This is a genomic window from Streptococcus timonensis (assembly GCF_900095845.1).
GTDB classification, from domain to species: Bacteria; Bacillota; Bacilli; order Lactobacillales; family Streptococcaceae; genus Streptococcus; species Streptococcus timonensis.
This window is the reverse complement of the sequence record NZ_FMIX01000003.1, coordinates 98,966-119,787: the sequence shown is the minus strand read 5'-3', so window position 1 is coordinate 119,787 and position 20,822 is coordinate 98,966. Positions and strand designations below refer to the sequence as shown.

At 40.3% G+C, this 20,822-nt stretch carries 19 protein-coding genes, 1 pseudogene and 1 riboswitch; of the genes and pseudogenes, 5 read left to right on the top strand and 15 right to left on the bottom strand.

All coding sequences use genetic code 11. The features are described 5' to 3' along the window. Window positions 1-47: 47 nt before the first annotated feature. The 5 genes from BQ2679_RS01615 to BQ2679_RS01595 form a co-directional block, all read right to left on the bottom strand. Complete coding sequence (locus tag BQ2679_RS01615) at window positions 48-1,304, bottom strand: competence/damage-inducible protein A (protein WP_075565500.1); 1,257 nt, start codon at window positions 1,302-1,304, stop codon at window positions 48-50. Between the two features lie 130 nt (window positions 1,305-1,434). Next, a complete protein-coding gene (gene lytR / locus BQ2679_RS01610; protein WP_075565498.1) occupies window positions 1,435-2,475 on the bottom strand; it encodes a glycopolymer--peptidoglycan transferase LytR in 1,041 nt (346 codons plus the stop codon). 4 nt (window positions 2,476-2,479) lie between these two features. Then, window positions 2,480-3,001: a GNAT family N-acetyltransferase gene (locus tag BQ2679_RS01605; RefSeq protein ID WP_075565496.1), complete on the bottom strand. Its 522-nt coding sequence runs from the start codon at window positions 2,999-3,001 to the stop codon at window positions 2,480-2,482. Then, on the bottom strand, window positions 2,991-3,434 hold the full coding sequence (gene tsaE, locus BQ2679_RS01600) for a tRNA (adenosine(37)-N6)-threonylcarbamoyltransferase complex ATPase subunit type 1 TsaE (protein WP_075565494.1): 444 nt from the start codon (window positions 3,432-3,434) through the stop codon (window positions 2,991-2,993). The genes BQ2679_RS01605 and tsaE overlap by 11 nt, the downstream gene beginning before the upstream one ends. Window positions 3,435-3,525: 91 nt before the next feature. Further along, entirely contained in the window at window positions 3,526-4,947 is a 1,422-nt protein-coding gene (locus BQ2679_RS01595) for an NCS2 family permease (RefSeq protein WP_075565492.1), read from the bottom strand. Window positions 4,948-5,144: 197 nt separating this feature from the next. On the opposite strand from BQ2679_RS01595, the gene BQ2679_RS01590 reads away from it, so the two are divergent. Further along, window positions 5,145-5,957: a Cof-type HAD-IIB family hydrolase gene (locus BQ2679_RS01590; RefSeq protein ID WP_075565490.1), complete on the top strand. Its 813-nt coding sequence runs from the start codon at window positions 5,145-5,147 to the stop codon at window positions 5,955-5,957. Between the two features lie 133 nt (window positions 5,958-6,090). Here the strand turns inward: BQ2679_RS01590 and BQ2679_RS01585 are convergent, their stop codons facing one another. The 10 genes from BQ2679_RS01585 to uvrA all read right to left on the bottom strand — a co-directional run bounded on the left by BQ2679_RS01585 (window position 6,091) and on the right by uvrA (window position 17,394). After that, window positions 6,091-6,516, bottom strand: coding sequence for an SP_0198 family lipoprotein (locus BQ2679_RS01585; protein ID WP_075565488.1), 426 nt, complete (start codon window positions 6,514-6,516; stop codon window positions 6,091-6,093). A gap of 86 nt (window positions 6,517-6,602) precedes the next feature. Next, window positions 6,603-7,853 carry a bifunctional folylpolyglutamate synthase/dihydrofolate synthase gene (locus BQ2679_RS01580; RefSeq protein ID WP_075565486.1) on the bottom strand — a complete coding sequence of 417 codons (1,251 nt, stop codon included), beginning with the start codon at window positions 7,851-7,853 and terminating at the stop codon, window positions 6,603-6,605. Between the two features lie 209 nt (window positions 7,854-8,062). Further along, window positions 8,063-8,368, bottom strand: coding sequence for a DUF1292 domain-containing protein (locus tag BQ2679_RS01575; protein ID WP_000017622.1), 306 nt, complete (start codon window positions 8,366-8,368; stop codon window positions 8,063-8,065). Between the two features lie 15 nt (window positions 8,369-8,383). Next, entirely contained in the window at window positions 8,384-8,803 is a 420-nt protein-coding gene (gene ruvX, locus BQ2679_RS01570) for a Holliday junction resolvase RuvX (protein ID WP_075565484.1), read from the bottom strand. Between the two features lie 3 nt (window positions 8,804-8,806). Further along, the gene (locus BQ2679_RS01565; RefSeq protein WP_025168751.1) at window positions 8,807-9,073 is read right to left on the bottom strand and encodes an IreB family regulatory phosphoprotein; all 267 of its coding nucleotides are present in this window, start codon (window positions 9,071-9,073) and stop codon (window positions 8,807-8,809) included. Between the two features lie 97 nt (window positions 9,074-9,170). After that, window positions 9,171-9,743 carry an SP0191 family lipoprotein gene (locus BQ2679_RS01560; protein ID WP_075565481.1) on the bottom strand — a complete coding sequence of 191 codons (573 nt, stop codon included), beginning with the start codon at window positions 9,741-9,743 and terminating at the stop codon, window positions 9,171-9,173. 66 nt (window positions 9,744-9,809) lie between these two features. Next, window positions 9,810-10,208, bottom strand: a complete 399-nt coding sequence (gene spx, locus BQ2679_RS01555) for a transcriptional regulator Spx (protein WP_006149601.1) — start codon at window positions 10,206-10,208, stop codon at window positions 9,810-9,812. Window positions 10,209-10,343: 135 nt separating this feature from the next. Continuing rightward, window positions 10,344-13,004 (bottom strand): magnesium-translocating P-type ATPase, encoded by a 2,661-nt coding sequence (gene mgtA, locus BQ2679_RS01550; protein ID WP_075565479.1) that lies wholly within the window; start codon window positions 13,002-13,004, stop codon window positions 10,344-10,346. A 297-nt stretch (window positions 13,005-13,301) separates the two neighbouring features. Then, window positions 13,302-13,455, bottom strand: a riboswitch (M-box (ykoK) riboswitch). 53 nt (window positions 13,456-13,508) lie between these two features. Continuing rightward, the gene (locus BQ2679_RS01545) at window positions 13,509-14,570 is read right to left on the bottom strand and encodes a M24 family metallopeptidase (protein ID WP_075565471.1); all 1,062 of its coding nucleotides are present in this window, start codon (window positions 14,568-14,570) and stop codon (window positions 13,509-13,511) included. Next, complete coding sequence (gene uvrA, locus BQ2679_RS01540) at window positions 14,563-17,394, bottom strand: excinuclease ABC subunit UvrA (RefSeq protein WP_075565469.1); 2,832 nt, start codon at window positions 17,392-17,394, stop codon at window positions 14,563-14,565. The genes BQ2679_RS01545 and uvrA overlap by 8 nt, the downstream gene beginning before the upstream one ends. A 142-nt stretch (window positions 17,395-17,536) precedes the next feature. On the opposite strand from uvrA, the gene BQ2679_RS01535 reads away from it, so the two are divergent. The 4 genes and pseudogenes from BQ2679_RS01535 (at window position 17,537) to BQ2679_RS01520 (ending at window position 20,817) form a co-directional block, all read left to right on the top strand. Then, window positions 17,537-18,481 (top strand): magnesium transporter CorA family protein, encoded by a 945-nt coding sequence (locus tag BQ2679_RS01535; RefSeq protein ID WP_075565467.1) that lies wholly within the window; start codon window positions 17,537-17,539, stop codon window positions 18,479-18,481. An 11-nt stretch (window positions 18,482-18,492) separates the two neighbouring features. Further along, window positions 18,493-19,167, top strand: a complete 675-nt coding sequence (locus BQ2679_RS01530) for a DUF1129 domain-containing protein (RefSeq protein ID WP_075565465.1) — start codon at window positions 18,493-18,495, stop codon at window positions 19,165-19,167. A 200-nt stretch (window positions 19,168-19,367) separates the two neighbouring features. After that, the gene (locus tag BQ2679_RS01525) at window positions 19,368-19,631 is read left to right on the top strand and encodes a SemiSWEET family transporter (protein WP_049496815.1); all 264 of its coding nucleotides are present in this window, start codon (window positions 19,368-19,370) and stop codon (window positions 19,629-19,631) included. A 148-nt stretch (window positions 19,632-19,779) separates the two neighbouring features. Next, window positions 19,780-20,817: pseudogene (locus BQ2679_RS01520) on the top strand (S66 family peptidase). Window positions 20,818-20,822 lie beyond the last annotated feature (5 nt).

Sequence of the window (20,822 nt, the reverse complement as noted above, 5' to 3'; positions counted from 1 at the left end):
CTCCTGTATTTTAATGGTCCCTAGACCTTATTCTATTATATCAAAAGTCACTTACTTAATAAAGCTTTGAGAACTAAGTTAAAGGCATGCATAACAGCAATTTTACGAACATCTGTTCGACTCCGTCCTCCTATATTGACACGTATGACTTCTGTACCCGATTCTTGAGACAGTCCTATAAAAACTGTACCTGCCGGATGACCTTCTAAACTTTCAGGTCCTGCCACTCCTGTCAAACTAATCCCAATATCGGATGCAGTTTTTTCTCGTGCCTGCTCAGCCATTTTCTCTGCTGTATAGGTTGAAACAACACCATGGATTTCTAATTCTGCTTGTGGAATATCTAGCATTTTAGCCTTTTCTTCCAGACTATAAGTCACAAAACCACCTTTAAAGATAGCAGATACTCCTGAAAAATCTGCTATGCTTGCTTGAAAGAGACCTGCTGTCAAACTTTCTGCAGCGGTAATACTTATTTGTCTCTTTTTTAACTCTTCCACTACAAGACTAGCTAGACTTGTCTCATCCCCATAGCCATAGCAAAGCTCTCGAAGGGAAGTACCTTCGAAAGTATCTCGACTTAAGATCTGCTCCTCTAAAGTATTCAAGGCCGCATCAGCCTCCTCTTTGCTCTTAGCCTTAGTCGACAAACGCAAGGTAACTTCCCCAGTTTTTGCATAGGGCGCCAAGGTTGGATCCGTTTGTTGTTCAATTAAATCTGCTAAGATCGTGACTAGCTGACTCTCTCCTATCCCAAAGAATCGCAGGACCCTTGAGTATAATTTAGCGCCTGTCATCAATCTTGGCAACAACTCATTTAGAACCATCGGTTTCAATTCACTAGGTGGTCCAGGTAAAACAACATAAGTTACCCCTTCCACCTCAATCATGCCACCCACTGCTAAACCCGTCTCATTGGCTAGAGGGGTTGCTCCTTGAATAATCTGAGCTTGACGCTCATTATTTGGAGTCCGGGCATAATCAGGTCTCTGGGCAAAAAAGTCATCTAATTTCGCCTGTGCTTGTGCATCAAAAACTAAATTTTTTCCTAAGAACTTTGCCACCGTTTGTTTGGTCAAGTCGTCTTCTGTAGGTCCCAATCCTCCTGTTAGTATCACTAACTCACTCCGTTCTCGAGCTATCTCTAGCACGGACAAAAGACGAGCCTCATTATCTCCAACAGCAGTTTGAATATAGACATCCACACCTATTTCAGCTAGTTTTTCAGATAAAAACTGAGCATTAGTATTAAGAATTTGCCCTGTCAAAATCTCAGTCCCAACAGCAATAATTTCCGCTTTCATTTCTCCCTCCTACTTATCAATTCGAATTTCTTTGAAAAAACCGCAGGAAAAATCCTACGATTCGATAAATCTATGGCAAGCCAGACGATTTGGCTTCTTTTGTAACTATACTCTATTGAGTCATCATCACTCATTCTTGTTCTTCTTCAATAATTGTTGCTTCTGAGAGGACTCCTGGATTTTGATTATTGATTTCTTCGTACAAGACCACATTTGTTTTTAACTCAGTTACTTTAGGTTGGCCCAATGAAGTACGTAATAAATTCTGAATCTCTAACATATGTTCTGAAGTAACAATTTGGTAGGAGCCTCCCTCAATCGTGGTATCTTCACCTCGTAACTGATGAGTTTCAATATTTTTAAAGGATTCTTGATAGCCTAGCAATTGTGGAATAGTAGAAGTCGTAATCTCAATATTTGTCTGCATATTGTCGCTAAGAGCTTTCAAGATATCTTGGTAGTGGGTTACACTATTTAAGCTTAAAATCTTTTCAATCACTCTTTGGATAACTTCACGTTGTCGTTTCTGACGACCATAATCTCCTTCTGGATCCTGATAACGCATGCGTGAATAAACTAGAGCTTCTTCACCATTTAGGTGTTGCTGTCCGACTCCGACGGAAATCTTGTTAAAAGGTTCCTGGTCTTGAATGGAGATTGGAAAACCTAAAGTATTGTTGACCGTAATACCACCTACAGCATCAACCATTCTTTGAAGGCCATGCATATTTACCATAACATAGCGGTCAATGTGGATATTCATCATATCCTGAATCGTCGAGATAGCTAGTTCGGCTCCACCACCCGCATAGGCGGCATTCAGTTTTTCCTCAGTAACAGTACCATCTTTGTGTTGAATTTTTGTCAAAATGTCCCGTTCCAAACTAATCATTGTTGTTTTCTTGGTCTTGGGATTGACTGTCAACAATATCATTGAGTCACTGTTACCTTCCCAGGGATCTGTACGTTCGATATTCCCCGTATCCACTCCCATAAGCAAGATTGTCAATGGTTGTGTTGCTTCAATAACCTTTGTTTCTTCCCCTATTTTTTTATAAGTTTTTGCCAAGGAACTTGTTCCTTGATTATAAATCGTATAGGCATATGTTCCCACACCTAAAATAGATACAAGAAGGAAGCCTAAAAACATTTTTAATATTTTTTTTATCATACACTCATTCGTCTATCAGTAATCCCATTAGGTAAACGTCAAGAAACTCTCCTCTTTCTGTACAAGCACCACGTTCCTGTAGCCCTTCTGTGATAAAACCCATTTTTTTATATAAATGGATAGCAGCAGTATTTCGTTTTTGTACGGTCAATTGCAAGCGTCGAATGACTCCACTAGATTTAGCCCATTCTATGCTCTCTTCCATTAAAACACTGCCTAAACCAAATCCCCAAAAGGATTTTTTTATACCCAAAAAAATATCTCCGATATGTCTGATTCTTGGTCGATGATCAGCTGTAATATTAATAACTCCTGCTAACTCATCATTCAAAAAAGCGAGCAAAGTAATCTGGTTATCAGACTGAGCCTGCTTGTCGATAAACATTTCCATTTCAGACTGACTGATTGAAATGCCATTTTCATCCAAACTCGTAAACGTAGACTCTTGTCCTATCTGATCTAAAAGAGCTAGCAGAACTTGAGCATCCTCAACTTCTGCCTCGCGGATTAAAAGTTCATACTCCATTCGTCAACCTCTCTAGTAGGCGACTTGCTCTTTGACCATGGGCATGACAACTAATTTCTCGTCCCTCATCTTTTTTGAGAATTTCTAATTCTAGATAGTCTGAAGGAAGATCTTCACCCAGTAAATGTCCCCACTCAATGACAGTAACACCATCTCCGAACAGAAACTCATCTAAATCAATAGAGTCGGCATCTCCTCCGATGCGATAGACATCTAAATGATACAAAGGCAAACGCCCTTCATATTCTCGAACGATGGTATAAGTGGGACTTTTAATCATCTGATTAATTCCTAGACCCTTGGCTAGACCCTTTGTAAGTGTGGTTTTTCCAGCACCTAATTCACCAGTTAAAATTAAAACATCATTTTTTTCTAGTATATTGCCCAACTTTTTTCCAAAAGCCATAAGCTCATCTTCATTTTTTGTGCGCATGCATCCATTATACCAAAAATTTTTTCGATTGTGACATTCCTAACAACAAAAAAGGAGGGAAACCCTCCCTCTTTTTTGAAAAAATTTCTCATTAATTTAGAGCCATACTAATGTAGTTCAAGATAAATAAAGCATCTAAAATCCAAATCATTGCATGGACATCTTTAATTTGACCTTTAACAATTTTCGTTAAAGTATAAGTGAGGAAACCAATAGCAATACCCTGAGTAATTGAGTAGCTGAATCCCATAAAGATAGAAGTAAAGAAGGCAGGAACTGCTTCTGACATATCATCCCAAGGAATATTTTTAAGATTAGACAGCATCATAATTCCGACAATAATCAAAATTGGTGCTGTTGCAGCTGAAGGAACAATAGCAAGAAGTGGGCTAAAGAAGCTAGATAGGGCAAAACAGATAGCAACTACTAGAGCTGTCAAACCTGTACGTCCACCAGCACCAATACCTGCTGCTGACTCAATATAAGTCGTAACGTTTGAAGTACCTGCAATGGCACCAACTGAAGTCGCTACTAAGTCAGAGTAAAGTGCTTTATCCAATTTGTCTGATTCATGGTTTTCACCATTTGTTGCAACGATACCAACTTTTTCACCTGTACCAATAAGAGTACCGATTGTGTCAAAAATGTCTGTCAACGAGAAGGCAAGAATAGCCATCAAAGTTTCAGGCAAACGAGAAGTATTTGAAATCAAAGACCCTAAACCTTCTGATCCAAGACCTGCACCAAACAAAGTTCCTAAATCGTTAATCGCTGCTGAAAGGTTGTTGCTTGCGAAATCAATGCTAGACAAATCAACAACACCAACTGCAATGGCAAGAACTGTAGTTGTTAAGATTGAAAGGATGATTCCACCTTTGATTCCTTTAACAACAAAGAAAATCGTAATGGCAAGGCCTGCAAGAGCTACTAGAACAGCCGGACTGTTAAAATCAACCAATCCAGGAACAGCTCCTGAATTAGCAGTGATTGCTGCTTGAGCCTTATCTGCACCTTCCCCTGCTACTGTATAACTACCTGGATCGATAGAGAATTTCAAGAGACCTGCATTCTTAATACCAACGTAAGCAAGGAATACCCCAATACCAGCAGAAATTGCTGAACGAAGTGTCGTAGGAATAGACTCAATAATCATTTTACGAACATTGGTTAATGTAATAATCAAAGAAATGATACCACAAATGAAGACCATACCTAAAGCTTCCTGCCATTTATAGCCCATACCAAATACAACCGTAAAGGTAAAGAAGGCATTAAGTCCCATACCTGGAGCCTGTGCATATGGCAAGTTTGCATAGAAAGCCATCATTAAAGTTCCGACAACAGAACCAATAATCGTAGCAAGGAATACCCCTTGAACTGGCATTCCAGTTTGTGAAAGCATTTGAGGGTTTACAAAGAGAATGTAACTCATTGCAAAGAATGTTGTTAAACCAGCAAGCACTTCTGTACGGACATCTGTCCCGTGCTCTTTGAGTTTAAATAGTTTGTCCATGTTTAATCTCCTTTTGTTTTTTACGAACAATGATAAAATTATATCATTAATCATTCAGTTTTTCAAGCTGTTTTTAAAATAATTTGAAGACTATTACTAGAATCAGTTCTTTCTATTTCCATTTATAGTCTGCTTTTCTTGTGTATTTTTGATATAATAGAAAACATCTTATCTGAAACTAGATTCGGGAGGATCTTATGACTAAAAAAATAATTGCCGTTGACTTAGATGGAACCTTACTCAATGGGGAGAGTAAACTATCTGATTTCACAAAAAAAACTATCAAAGAAATTTCAAAAAAAGGGCATCAGATCATCATTGCAACCGGACGCCCTTACCGCATGGCTAAAGATTTTTATCGTGAATTAGAGTTAGAAACACCTATGATTAACTTCAATGGATCTCTGACTCATCTACCTGGTAAGGTCTGGAAATACGAAAAATGTCTGACTGTTGATAAAAAGTATCTCCTAGATATGGTTGAACGTACAGAAGAAATTGAAGCAGACTTTATAGCTGGAGAGTACCGTAAAAAATTCTATATTACAGCGCCTGACCAAGAAATTGCAGACCCTAGACTATTTGGTGTTAAGAACTTCCAGCCTGAAAACCAATTTAATTCTGACCTGGTTACCAAGGATCCCAACTGTATTTTATTGCAGACTCGAGTAAGCGACAAGTATGCTCTGGCAGAAGAAATGAACAGTTTTTACAAGCACCAGCTTAATATCAATACTTGGGGTGGTCCCTTGAATATCCTCGAGTGTACACCGAAAGGAGTTCATAAAGCCTTTGCCCTTGAATATCTTATTGATGTCATGAATGTGGATAGAAAGAATTTGATTGCTTTTGGTGACGAACATAATGACACAGAAATGCTAGCCTTTGCAGGCACCGGATATGCCATGAAAAACGCCAATCCAGCTCTACTTCCTTTCGCCGATGAACAGCTTCCATTGACCAACGAGGAAGACGGAGTTGCTCACTTCTTAAGGGAATTATTTCTTTAACTATTAAATACCTTCCATACTTTTGAGCTAGATAAATTCTAGCATAAAAGTATGGATTTTTTTTGCTACAAACAAAAATCTTGAACCTGCGAATACAGATTCAAGATTTTTAAAAAATAGTTTACTTAATGTTCTACTTCTTTAAAACAATACGATCAGAAATTTCACGATCCATATCATCAATGATCATTTGATTACCATCTGCTACATAAACTTTGATGTCATCTCCAATATAGACTCTCTGGTTTTCTGGTTCGAAAGTTACCTTCTTAATTTCCTGATCACCATCAGGCTCTACTTCCGTCCATGTTCCAGTATTACCAGTAACAACGAGAGTAATGCTGTCTCCCTCATCTTGCCCTTTATAGGTTCCATCAATGTTAGTTACTGAACTAGCCGTCGAACTAGAAATAGTCGTTTCCGCTTGCTGACCAGTTGTTACTTCCGTACTGGTGCTTGCTTGAGTTGAAGGAGTTGCCTGCTCTTTTGGCGAACATGCAACTAAGAGACTAAGACTTGCCAAAGAAGCAAGAGAAAGTGTGAATTTTTTTAGTGACATAATGTCTCCTTTCTTTTAGTGGCTTAAAATCAGAATAACCCTGCTGAGCCACCACACCTTTACTATAACAAATAAAGATAGGAGGGTCAATCAAATGACTTTTGTTTCATAATACAAGCGCGAACCTCAGATATAAAGTAGAGAGATCCTGTCACAAATAGCAGGGCTTTATCTCCTGCAGAAGCTTCAAAAGTATCTATAAATTCTTGATAGGAACTAACTATTCTATAACCACTCAAGTCTTGCTCGCCTAAGGAGCCCTGATAGTTAAAACTCGTAACATAGAGATCCGCGTCAGGTAAATGCTCTGTTAAATAAGCAAGCATCCCACTGTAATCTTTCCGCTTTAGCGCACCAAAAAGAATTTGAGGCTGATACCCTTGCTGGATTTTTTCTTGGATAAACTCAACCAAACGCTCTAGAGCTGGTAAATTGTGAGCGCCGTCCAAATAGATGTGCTCAGTGACAGCTTCTAGCCTTCCAGCCCATTTAGTAGCTTGCAAGGCAGCACGTACCGCTTCTTGATCTACTTTCTCGTTTCTTTGTGCCATAAATAGTAGAAAAGCCTGCAAGGCAAGAGCTGCATTTTCCTCCTGATAGGCTCCCTCTAATCCCAATATTAGGTGATTAAAGTCAGCTAGAGAAGAATAGAAGTTCCCACTTCGGAAAGAAAAATCTTTATTAGCTTGGTAGAGACTTACACCCAAATTAGTAGCAGTTTTTTTACAAACGAGTTGGGCTTCCGGTGCTAAATTTGCAATCACAGCTGAGTTCCCGGGCTTAAAAATTCCTGCTTTCTGCTCTGCAATTGCTACCAGACTATCGCCCAAGGTCTCCTGGTGATCGAGGCCGATTGATGTGATGATTGCAATTTCTCCTGTCACGACATTGGTAGTATCAAGAAGTCCACCTATCCCAACTTCCAGTAGGACCAAATCTACTTTTTGCTCTTTAAAATAAAGCAAAGCAATCAAGGTCAGCAACTCAAAAAAAGATAGCTGATCGTGAGTTTCTAGAAGTCTTTGCTCCATTGCTTTGACTTGATCTGCTAAACGAATAAAATCTTCGTCCGATATGGGTTCACCATTGATACAGATGCGATCATGGATACTAACAATGTGGGGCGAAGTAAAGGTGCCAACCTTTTTGCCATGAGAAACAAAGAGTTCCCTCATAAAGGCAATAGTAGAACCCTTGCCATTAGTACCCGTTACATGGATGATCGGATAGGTTTGCTCAGGGTTTCCCAGTAAATCTACTGCTCTTTGCATCCGTCCCAATCCTGATCTAAAATTCAAGCCAATCCGACTATGAAGCCATTTTTCAACTTCAAACATGCTGATCTCCTTAATAAAAAAGCGAAGATTCTCTTCGCTTTTTACTGATTTTGCTAGATACTAGCTAAACTTTATTTTTAGTGGGGGCTAAAAACGTCCACTGGACGTTCCAACTCTCTCCAGTTTCTGGGAGTTGGGGTGATACAGTCTCCCAGACTACCTGCGTTTCTATTTTCTAGCGCAGGGCTAAAAACATCCCCCGGATGTTTTTACTCCTCCATAAAGCTGTTGAAGACTTCTTCAATCATGTTCCATTCATCTTCTGAATCTTCAGGGATTGGTTGTAATTCGCCTTCTGTCCCATCTTCATTTTCAGTGAATGAGTAAGCTTGGATTTCCACTTGTCCATCTTCGTCTTCCTCTGCATTAACTGGTACAAGAAGAACATAGTTTTTACCAAATTCCTCTTTTCCGTCAATAGTCAATAGGATTTCAAATAAAGTTTCGTTTCCTTGCTCATCTACAAGTGTAATAAGTTCACGTTCTTCGTGATCGTGGTTGTGATCGTGTGACATAGTTTCTCCTCTGTCTTAAAATTTTCTATCTAAATAATTTTGCAAAATCAACTGAGCCGCTAATTTATCAATAACCTTTTTTCGCTTATTGCGACTAATGTCAGCTTGCTCAATCAACATACGCTCTGCAGCAACCGTAGTCAAGCGTTCATCTTGATACTCTACTGGCAAACCAAAAAGTTCTTCTAGCTTTGCACCATAGGCTTGACTAGCTTCCACTCGTGGTCCACTGGTATTGTTCATGTTTTTAGGTAATCCAACAACAAAACGCTCCACCTTATATGTATCAACCAACTCCTTAAGTCTATCAAAGCCAAATTGACCTTGTTCTTCATTGATTTGGATAATTTCAAGCCCTTGTGCTGTAAAACCTAGCGGATCGCTAATTGCTACACCTACCGTTTTTGAACCAACGTCCAATCCCATAATTCTCATAGATTATAGATCGACTCCTTGTCCCTTAAGGTAGTAGCGAACCAACTCTTCAACAATTTCATCGCGTTCATACTTACGAATTTGATTTCGTGCATTGTTATAACGAGGAACGTAAGCTGGGTCTCCACTGAGAACATAGCCCACAATTTGATTAATAGGGTTATACCCTTTTTCATTCAATGAAGCATAGACATCTGTCAATGTTTCACTGATCTCTTTTTTATTGGAATCGTCCAATCTAAAACGTACGGTTTCTTCAGTAAATCCCATTCTAACACCCTCTTTCCTTAGAATACTACTATTATAGCATATTCCCAGTCTTTCTACAAATGACACAACCTGATTTGCTTGATTTTCTGCCTTTTTCTTACTGGACAGTTGCGCCACTTGCAACCCGATTTTCAATATATTCCTCTGGTTCGTATTTTAGCAGGTTTTCAAGGCCGATATTTTTAAAATATTCGTCTTCACTAGCTTTTTTAATATCCATCACTTGGAAGTCATAACTTGTCTTTGTTTCCATCTCCGTTTCACTTAAGAGATTGGACTCTAGACTAAATCCAGTGAATTTTCGAGTCTCTTGAACCGACTCGTCCTTATCTTCAGCTTCTTTCAGTGCTTTTTTCGCCTCTTCCAATCCATGTTCAGCAATGTAATCTTTCAACTCTTGTGAAACTGGACGTTTTAGTTGAATGGTCATCGACAAAAATTGTTTTCCCTTATAGGTAATTGTCTGAGTCTGTTGAACTCCATTTTCATCAACTGGCAATACCAATGTCTTGGTGACCACTGTGTTTTTAGTCGCATTTTCTAGAACTGGTAAGGTAGACTGGAGAGCCTCTTGACTATTTTCAGTAGTCGATGTTCCAGAATCTTTTTTCTGGCCACATCCAACCAGTAAAAATAGGAAGGCTAATGTCCCAATAAGAATTTTATTCATGATTCCTCACATTTTATCCTTGTTTAAATAGCAGAGAAGGCTAGGAATTATCCCAGCCTTCATGTTTTATAGTGCGGCACGTAAACGTGCTTCAGCGTTTTCTACATTACGGACAGAGCGTGGCAAGAAGGCACGAATGTCATCTTCTTTATAGCCAACTTGCAAACGTTTCTCGTCAACCAGAATTGGGCTTTTTAGGATACGTGGTGTCTCCATGATTAAGGTGAGCACCTCATTGACACTCAAATCTTCGATGTCAACACCTAGGGCTTTAGCATAGCGATTTTTCGATGATACGATGCTAGCAATTCCATTATCAGTCTTGGTTAAAATATCAAGTAGTTCTTCTCGCGAAATTCCTTCTTTTCCAAGGTTTTGTTCTTTATAACTTAACTGGTGGGCATTGAGCCAGGTTTTAGCTTTTTTACAGCTAGTACAACTTGAGACTGTATAAATTTTGATCATGTACCTACCCCTTTCGCTACATGTTTCTATCAGTATAATCTATTATACCATAAAAAACATCCGACTTGCGACCTATTTTTGAAAAAAATTAACTTTTTTTGAGATTTTCGAACTTTTTTCTTGACAAATTACGAACTATAACCATTCTTTATATTTTTTTATATAAAAATTCTTGATTGTTGTGACACTTATCATATACAAGAAAATAATGAGGACTAGGAATAAGAAGTAAGGAATTCCCAATGGTGCTAAGCGAAGGACGCCAGCTAATGCTCCATAAGGCAGACTAGTAACAAAAATTGCAGCAAGTAAAGTCATAAATACCACAACCCAAGCTGGACGACTCTGTACAAAAGGAATTTTAGCAGAACGGAGCATATGAATAACCATGGTTTGAGACCACATAGATTCAATGAACCATCCTGTTTGGAATAAGATAATAAACTGAAGGGCAGATTCAGCCCCGTGAACATAATGGTGGCCTGTCACCAAAGGTACAATGATAAAGTATAGGAAGATAAAGGTCAAAATATCAAAGACAGATGAGATTGGACCCATCCAAACCATAAATCTAGTAATAGATTTTGCTTCCCATGTATGGGGTTGTTTTAGGAAGTCTTGATCCACGTTATCAAACGGCAATGCCACACAAGATAAATCGTAGACTAGGTTTAGGACAATGAGATGAACAGGAGCCATTGGTAAAAATGGCAAGAAGATACTTGCAACCAATAGTGAGAAGATATTCCCAAAGTTTGAACTAACTGTCATCTTAATATATTTGGTCATGTTGGCGTAGACCTTCCGGCCTTCAACGATACCTGTTTCAAGAACCATGAGATCCTTGTCCAGCAAAATAACATCAGCTGTTTCCTTTGCGATATCTACTGCTGTATCAACGGAAATTCCAACATCTGCCACCTTCATAGATGGGGCATCATTAATACCGTCACCCATATAACCAACGGCATGACCATTTTTCTTCAATTGTAGAATAATTCGAGCTTTTTGGTCAGGAGACAATTTGGCAAAGACTGTTACACTTTCAACCGCTTCTGCTAATTCTTGGTCTGTCATTTGGTCGATATCAGCTCCCAAAAGCATCAGCTCAACATCCAAACCAACCTTTTCACAGATGGCTTGAGTTACTTTTTCATTATCCCCAGTTAAAATCTTTGTTCTGACACCATGCTCAAGCAAAGCTTGGATAGCGGGTGCTGCAGATGGTTTTGGTGGATCCAAGAAGGCAAGGTAACCTGTAAGGATCATGTCACTTTCATCAGTCACAGCATAGGCATAATCTTCACGTAGACCTGACTTGTAACCAACACCTAATACACGTAAACCTTGACGGTTTAATTGACTAACTTCTGCCAGTACTTCTTGGCGAATACCTTCCGTAATAGGGATTATTTCTCCACGATATTCCACATGTGTCGAAATGGTCAACATTTCTTCCAAGGCGCCTTTGGTCACCATACTAACAACATTGCTATCATCTTTGACGATAACACTCATGCGTCTACGTTCAAAATCAAATGGTAGTTCGTCGATTTTTTGGAAGCTGGTGTCTAGATTTTGTAGGATAACATGTTCCTTGGCTTCTTTTTCAGTTCTACTGATGATGGCACGGTCCATCAAGTTTTTCAAGCCTGTTTGAAAATGTGAATTTAGATAAGCTCTTCTTAAGACTGCCATATCCAAATCACCATGGATATCCAAAGGGTATTCTAAGACAATCTCATCTTGCGTTAGAGTTCCAGTTTTATCCGTACAAAGGATATCGATTGCTCCTAAGTCTTGGATAGCATTGAGTTTTTTGATGACTACCTTTTCCTTGGCCATGATAATGGAACCTTTTGCTAAGCTGGCTGTAATAATCATCGGAAGCATTTCTGGTGTCAGTCCGACACCCACGCTCAAGGCAAATACTCCAGCCTCTAGCCAGTCTCCATCGGTCAAACCATTTGCGAAAAACACGATTGGAACCATGACAAGCATCAAGCGGATCAAGAGCCAGGAAATGCTATTCATTTCACGCTCAAAAGAAGTTGGTTCATCGTAAGTATTAAGAGTTTGCTCGATAGCTCCCATCATGGTATCATCCCCAACTGCTAGGACCATAGCTGTAGCACTTCCTGAGATAACGTTTGTTCCCATGAAGGCCAAAGATTCTGCTTCTAAGAGGCTATCTATATTTTGACCAGTGGCTTTATTTAAAGCTAACTTTTCAATGGCATCACTTTCTCCAGTCAAGCCTGACTGTTGAACGAAAAAGTCGCGGGATTCGAACAAGATGACGTCTGCTGGAATCATATCTCCAGCGCTCAATTTCACGAGATCTCCCACAACCAACTCATCGATTGGCAACTCTTGCTCAAGACCATCGCGAATAACAGTTGCAGTGTTGACAATCATTTTTGAAAGATTGGTTGTCGCCTTGTCGCTCCGCAACTCTTGGACAAAACGGATGCCTCCTGATATCAAGACTAAGACAACAATAATGATAGAGGTAGTTGGATCCTCTTGACCAGGTTTGGCAAGCCAGACGTTTGTAACGAGAGATATAAAGGCAATCACAAGCAAAATGATTGTGAAAGGATTGATAATGGACTCATAAATCTTTTTAAAGATGGAATCCTCTTGACCTTTTGTGATGGTGTTTCCACCATATAGGTCACGGTTTTCTTCGACTTGTTCTTGGTCTAAGCCTTTTAGACTTGTATGGTAAAAAGCTAAACTATCTTTTAATGGAGTTTGAATAGCTGCTGCTAATCTTTCTTTTGTAGTTTTCATTGGTTTCTCCTATCTGTATGAATAGTGATTTCATACTCAATGAAAATCAAAGAGCAAACTAGGAAACTAGCCACAGGCTGTACTTGAGTACAGCAAGGCGACGTTGACGTGGTTTGAATTTGATTTTCGAAGAGTATCATACACAGAGACCAATCACTTTATAGGGACAAAACGACACAAATCAGCGATTGGCTGTGTATGTGCGGTTCTGGATGATCGTCAATTTGCATCGTTTGTCTCCTTTCTTTGTTTTGAAACAGCAGAAAGCCCTGCCATAAAATGGCAGGACTAAAAACTTATTATCTGTTTTCGTTCAAGCTTTAACTCCATAGGGCGATGTAATGAGCTTAGTCTTGACCTTCGCGACCAGGACTGTTGACCAACGAGTAGTGTCTCCACTGCTTTGCGGTAGTCATCCGTATCCCTATGGTAGCCTCACCTACCGTTTTCGCCTTTCAGTATAAACCTTTAACTAGTAAAAGTCAACGATTTATCTCATTTTTCTTAGATTACGATTAATTCTTTTGGAGCAAGGGTTAATAATTCGCAACCGGTATCTGTAATCAAGATATCATCTTCGATACGAACTCCATATTTACCTTCGATATAAATACCGGGTTCATCAGTCAAGACCATACCAGTTTTGATAACTTCTTTGGAAGTTTGGCTAAAGTAAGGCTCTTCGTGGATATCAAGTCCAATACCGTGTCCGATACCGTGTGTAAAGTATTGTCCATAGCCTGCTTCCACAATGATATCACGAGGGATTTTGTCAAAGTCACGGAAACCTAAGCCAGCCTTAGCTTGGTCAATCAATGCTTGGTTAGCCTTTAAAACAGTGTTGTAGATTACTGCTTGTTCGTCGCTGACATGGCCTAGGTAGATGGTACGAGTCATATCACTTACATAATGCTCGTAAAGGCACCCAAAGTCCATAGTGATAGCTTCGCCTAGTTCTACTGGCTTGTGCATTGGGTGGGCATGGGGTTTAGAAGAGTTGATACCACTCGCTAAGATTGTGTCAAAAGACAAACCTGCCGCTCCCAGCTCACGCATACGGAAATCAAGGAAGTTGGCAATTTCAATTTCAGTCTTCCCTGGCTTGATAAATTCAAGGGCATCGTGGAAAGCTTGGTCTGATATTGAACAAGCCTTGCGAATAGTCGCAATCTCTGTCTCGTCCTTTATCATACGAAGAGCTTCAACAAACTGTGTCTGAGGAATTAATTCCAAACCTTCAAAAGCGGCTTGCATGCGGTGGTAATAAGAAACCGAGATTTCATCTTCAAACCCGATACGAGAAAGACCCATGTCTTTAGCAATTTTTGCGATAGTAGTCAACTCGTCACGTTCTGCAAAAATCTCAAAACCAGTAACTTCCTGCTTAGCAGCGATGATATAGCGGGCATCCGTCACCAAAATTTGACGGTCACGACTGATAAAGACTGTTCCATTTGAACCCCAAAATCCTGTCAAATAGTAGACATTTTTAAGGTTGTTGATAATAATCCCATCTAATTCTTTTTCTTGCATTTTATCGAGAAATGCTTGCACACGTTTATTCATGATGTAACTTTCCTTTCAAATACTGTCCTGTATAGCTAGCTTCATTAGCAGCTACTTCCTCTGGAGTTCCTGTTGCAATGATGGTACCACCACCAACACCGCCTTCTGGACCTAAATCAATGATATGGTCTGCTGTTTTGATGACATCTAGATTGTGCTCAATCACGAGAACTGTATTACCATCATCTACAAAGCGAGACAAGACCTTCAGTAGACGCGCGATATCCTCGGTATGAAGACCAGTTGTCGGTTCATCTAGAATGTAGAAAGATTTACCGGTCGAGCGTTTATGGAGCTCGCTAGCCAGCTTCATACGCTGCGCTTCTCCACCAGAAAGTGTCGTGGCTGGTTGTCCCAAGGTCACATAGCCTAGACCAACATCTTTGATCGTTTGGAGTTTGCGTTGAATTTTCGGAATGTGTTTGAAAAATTCTACCGCATCGTTAACGGTCATATCTAAAACTTGCGAGATATTCTTTTCCTTATAATGAACTTCTAGGGTCTCACTGTTATAACGGGTCCCGTGGCAGACTTCACAAGCTACGTATACGTCTGGCAAGAAGTGCATTTCAATCTTGATAATCCCGTCACCTGAGCAGGCCTCACAGCGACCACCCTTAACATTGAAACTGAAACGACCCTTCTTGTAGCCTCGAATTTTGGCTTCATTTGTCTGAGCGAAGAGGTCCCGAATGTCATCAAAGACACCTGTATAGGTTGCAGGATTGGACCTTGGAGTTCGTCCGATAGGACTCTGGTCGATGTCAATCAAACGATCTACATGCTCAATCCCTGAGATAGTCTTAAACTTTCCAGGCTTATCTGAATTGCGGTTAAGCTTTTGAGCAATGGCTTTTTTGAGAATGCTGTTAATAAGTGTCGACTTCCCTGAACCAGAGACACCTGTCACCGCGATAAATTTCCCGAGTGGGAAGCGAGCGGTGATATTTTGCAAGTTATTCTCACGCGCACCTGTCACCTCAATAAAGCGACCATTTCCTACACGACGTTCTGACGGCACTGGAATGGCACGTTTGCCTGACAAGTACTGACCTGTAATTGACTTACTGTTGCGAGCCACCTGTCTAGGAGTTCCTGCCGCAACAATCTCTCCACCAAAGACCCCTGCACCAGGACCGACGTCAATTAGATAATCTGCCTCTCGCATGGTATCTTCATCATGTTCTACTACAATGAGAGTATTCCCTATATCACGCATCTTTTTCAGACTGGCAATCAGACGGTCATTGTCCCTCTGGTGAAGACCGATAGACGGCTCATCTAAGATATAGAGGACTCCTGAGAGATTGGAACCAATCTGGGTCGCTAAGCGAATACGTTGGCTCTCCCCACCTGATAATGTTCCTGCAGAACGAGAAAGGGTCAGATAGTTGAGACCGACATTATTGAGGAAGGTCAAGCGGTCCTTTATTTCCTTTAGAATCGGACGAGCGATGATAGCTTCATTTTCAGATAGGCTTAGTTGATCAATAACCTCCAAATGGTCTGCGATAGAGAGGTCTGAAACTTCTCCGATATGGAGTCCTTTTTCTCCTCCTACTCGAACAGATAAGGCCTGGTCATTGAGACGATATCCGTGACACGTGCCACAAGTTAGCTCATTCATATAAAGACGCATTTGTGTGCGGGTATAGTCGCTATTGGTTTCATGATAGCGACGCTTGATATTCCCTATAACACCTTCAAAAGGAATGTCGATGTCGCGAACTCCACCGAATTCATTTTCATAGTGGAAATGGAATTCCTTACCATCTGAACCATAGAAAATGAGAAGTTTCTCCTCCTCAGACAAGTCCTCAAAAGGAGTATCCATATCCACTCCAAAGGCTGTCATGGCTTGTTCTAGCATATTTGGATAATAGTTAGAAGAGATAGGATTCCAAGGTGCTAAGGCCCCCTCACGAAGGGTTTTGCTAGCATCTGGTACGACTAAGTCCGTATCAACCTCTAGCTTGATCCCCAAACCATCACACTCGCTACAAGAACCAAATGGTGCATTGAAGGAGAAGAGACGAGGTTCTAGTTCTGGAACTGTAAAACCACAGACTGGGCAGGCATAATGTTCTGAAAAGAGTAACTCCGAATCATCCATAGTATCGATAACCACATAACCTTCTGCGATACGAAGGGCTGCTTCGATGGAATCAAAGAGACGACTACGGATACCTTCTTTAATGATAATACGGTCTACCACCACATCGATGATATGTTGTTTATTCTTTTCAAGGTCAGGAACTTCGGTCACATCATAGACAACCCCATCGATACGGACACGAACATAGCCATCCTTTTGAATCTTTTCAATCAACGTCTTGTGTTGCCCTTTTTTCTTACGAATAACAGGAGCCAAAATCTGCAGACGCTGGCGCTCTGGCAATTCCAAAACCTTGTCGACAATCTGCTCTACAGACGAAGCCTTGATAGCCCCATGTCCGTTGATACAGTAGGGTGTTCCTACACGAGCATAGAGGAGACGGAGATAGTCGTTGATTTCCGTCGTAGTTCCTACAGTTGAGCGAGGGTTTTTACTAGTCGTTTTCTGGTCAATGGAAATAGCAGGACTAAGACCATCGATAGAGTCCACATCTGGTTTCTCCATATTCCCTAAGAACTGACGAGCGTAGGCTGATAGACTCTCAACATAGCGACGTTGCCCTTCTGCATACAGGGTATCAAAGGCAAGACTGGACTTGCCCGAACCCGACAGCCCCGTCACCACAACTAGCTTGTCACGTGGAATTTCCACGTCAATATTTTTTAAATTATGGGCGCGTGCCCCATGGATGACAATCTTATCTTGCATGTTACTTCTTTCTAGTCCATTGTTGCTTTCCATTATACCAAAAAAAGTGAAATTCTATTACCAAAAAAGCCGAATTTGTAGTATAATAGTACGGTGCTAAAAATCACTTAAACACAGAATAGATTAGGAAAGGATAGGAGATATGAAACAAGTCTTTCTCTCAACAACAACAGAATTTAAAGAGATCGATACGCTCCAGCCGGGCACTTGGATCAATCTCGTCAATCCTACCCAAAGCGAATCGATGGAAATTGCTTCTGCATTTGATATTGATATCGCGGACCTCCGTGCACCACTCGATGCGGAAGAAATGTCTCGTATCACGATTGAAGATGAATACACACTGATCATCGTGGACGTTCCCATTACTGAAGAGAGAAATAACCGTACCTACTATGTGACCATCCCCTTAGGGATTATCATCACAGAAGAGGCCATTATTACCACTTGTTTGGAACCTCTACCGCTTCTAGATATCTTCATCAACCGGAGACTTCGGAATTTCTACACCTTTATGCGTTCTCGCTTTATCTTTCAAATCCTCTACCGAAACGCTGAAATTTATCTGACAGCCCTTCGTTCGATTGAACGTAAGAGTGACCAGATTGAAAGCCAGCTACATCAATCCACTCGAAACGAAGAATTGATTGAACTCATGGAGTTGGAAAAGACCATCGTCTACTTTAAAGCCTCTCTTAAAACAAATGAGCGCGTGATTAAAAAGTTGACCAGCGCAACTAGTAATATTAAAAAATACCTTGAGGACGAAGACCTGCTGGAAGATACCTTGATTGAAACCCAACAGGCCATTGAGATGGCAGACATTTATGGAAATATCTTGCACTCAATGACAGATACCTTTGCATCAATTATTTCAAACAATCAGAATAATATCATGAAAACCTTGGCCCTTGTGACCATCGTTATGTCTATCCCAACCATGATCTTCTCGGCTTACGGTATGAACTTTAAAGACAATGAAATCCCTCTAAACGGGGAACCAAACGCTTTCTGGCTTATCGTCTTCATCGCCTTCGCTCTGAGTGTTTCTCTCACTCTCTATCTCATCCATAAAAAATGGTTCTAACAGGAGTTACTATGTCACAGATTGATTTAAAAGAATTAACAAAGAAAAACCAGGAATTTATCCATATTGCAACCCAGCAATTTCTAAAGGACGGAAAGACAGATGCTGAAATCAAGGCCATCCTTGAAGAAGTCATTCCTCGTATCCTTGAAGAACAACCAAAGGGATTGACGGCTCGTTCTCTCTACGGAGCACCAACTCACTGGGCTCACAGCTACACTGAGAAAGAGCAATATGAAAAAGAGCACCCAAAAGAGAATGAGGATCCAAAACTCATGATCATGGATTCAGCTCTCTTCATCACAGGATTGTTTGCCGTAGTCAGTGCCTTAATGAGTCTCTTTTCAAACCAACCAGTAGCCTACGGTTTGGTAACACTCCTCTGTGTAGGGGCTTTTGGTGGAGTAGCCTTCTATCTCCTCTACCACTTCATCTACCGCTACTATAGTCCAGATGTTGACCGTAGCCAACGTCCTCCATTTTGGAAATCACTTTTGGTCATGCTAGCAACCATGTTTGCTTGGGTCATCATCCTCTTCTTCAGTAACTTCCTTCCACAAGCTATTAACATCAGTCTACCACCTCTTGTTTTGATGGTTATCGGAGGAGTTCTTCTTGCCCTACGTTTCTACCTCAAAAAACGCTTCAACATCAAGAGCGCAAGTGCAGGACCTGCTAGATATTAAGATAAACAATAAAAGTAGTGTGTTTTGTAGACAGACTACTTTTATTATGGCTCCAAAGCATTTTTCGATTCTCCAAAGAAAAGTAGCTACATTTTCTAAAAACGTTCTAATATAAAGGCCTCCCTTAGAATCCCGAGGTTTTATCCTTGAATCCAAGTTGTTTTTCTGTTATACTAATAAAGTAATAAGGAGAAATATATATGACTAAACAGAGAATTAATCAAATTGTTGGTTCAATTGGTGCCTTTATCGGAATTATTGTATTTATAGCCTACATCCCTCAAATTTTTGCCAATTTACAAGGAAACAAAGCTCAACCATTTCAACCTTTATCAGCAGCAGTCTCTTGCTTAATCTGGGTCATTTATGGATGGACAAAAGAGCCTAAGAAAGACTGGATTCTAATCATTCCAAACTCGGCTGGGGTTGTTCTTGGCGGACTGACCTTCCTTACTGCTCTATAAGAATGCAACTACTATAAAAAGCAACCACATCATTGGTTGCTTTTTTACTACTTTCTTGGTCTAAAAGTCTTCTTCTGACTCTAATTCTTGTTGTTTTCCCTCATCTTTTGTGATACAATAGCATCAATTTTTTCTAGGAGGATAATATATGACTTCTACTATTGGTATTATAAGTTTATCTAGTAGGACTATGGGTGAAGACTTTGTCAAGCACGAAGTGGACTTGGGTATTCAACGTCTCAAGGACCTCGGACTCAATCCTATCTTTTTACATCATTCGCTAAAAGGCTTAGATTTTATCAAAGAACATCCTGAAGCTCGTGCAGAGGATTTGATTCAGGCCTTTTCTGATGATAGTATCGACATGATCCTATGCGCCATTGGTGGAAACGATACCTATCGCCTGCTACCCTATCTTTTTGAAAATGACCAACTACAAAAGGTTATCAAACCAAAGATTTTTCTCGGTTTCTCGGATACGACCATGAACCATCTCATGTTGCATAAACTAGGAATCAAGACTTTTTACGGCTAATCCTTTCTAGCAGACATTTGTGAATTAGACAAAGAAATGTTGTCATATAGCCTCCACTACTTCAAAGAATTGATTGAGACGGGAAGAATCTCAGAAATTCGGCCTAGTGACGTTTGGTATGAGGAACGGACTGATTTTAGTCCCAAAGCCTTGGGAACACCTCGTGTCAGCCATGCAAATACAGGTTTTGACTTGTTACAAGGCAATGCTCAGTTTGAGGGAGAAATCCTCGGTGGTTGTCTTGAGTCTCTCTATGATATTTTTGACAACTCTCTACACGCAGATAGCACAGACCTCTGCCAAAAATACAAACTTTTCCCTGACTTATCCGACTGGGAAGGAAAGATTCTATTGCTAGAAACAAGTCAAGAAAAGCCTGAACCTGATGATTTCAAAAAAATGTTGCAGGCTTTAAAAGAAACGGGGATATTTGAGGTCGTCAGTGGACTCTTGGTCGGAAAACCTATGGATGAAACCTTCTATGACGACTATAAGGAGACTTTAATGGACACCATTGATAGCAATATCCCGATTATCTATAATCTAAACGTTGGCCATGCCACACCAAGAGCAATTGTTCCCTTTGGAGTCCACGCGTATGTAGATGCAACGGAGCAAGTCATTCGCTTTGACTATAACAAAGAAAGCTGAGATGA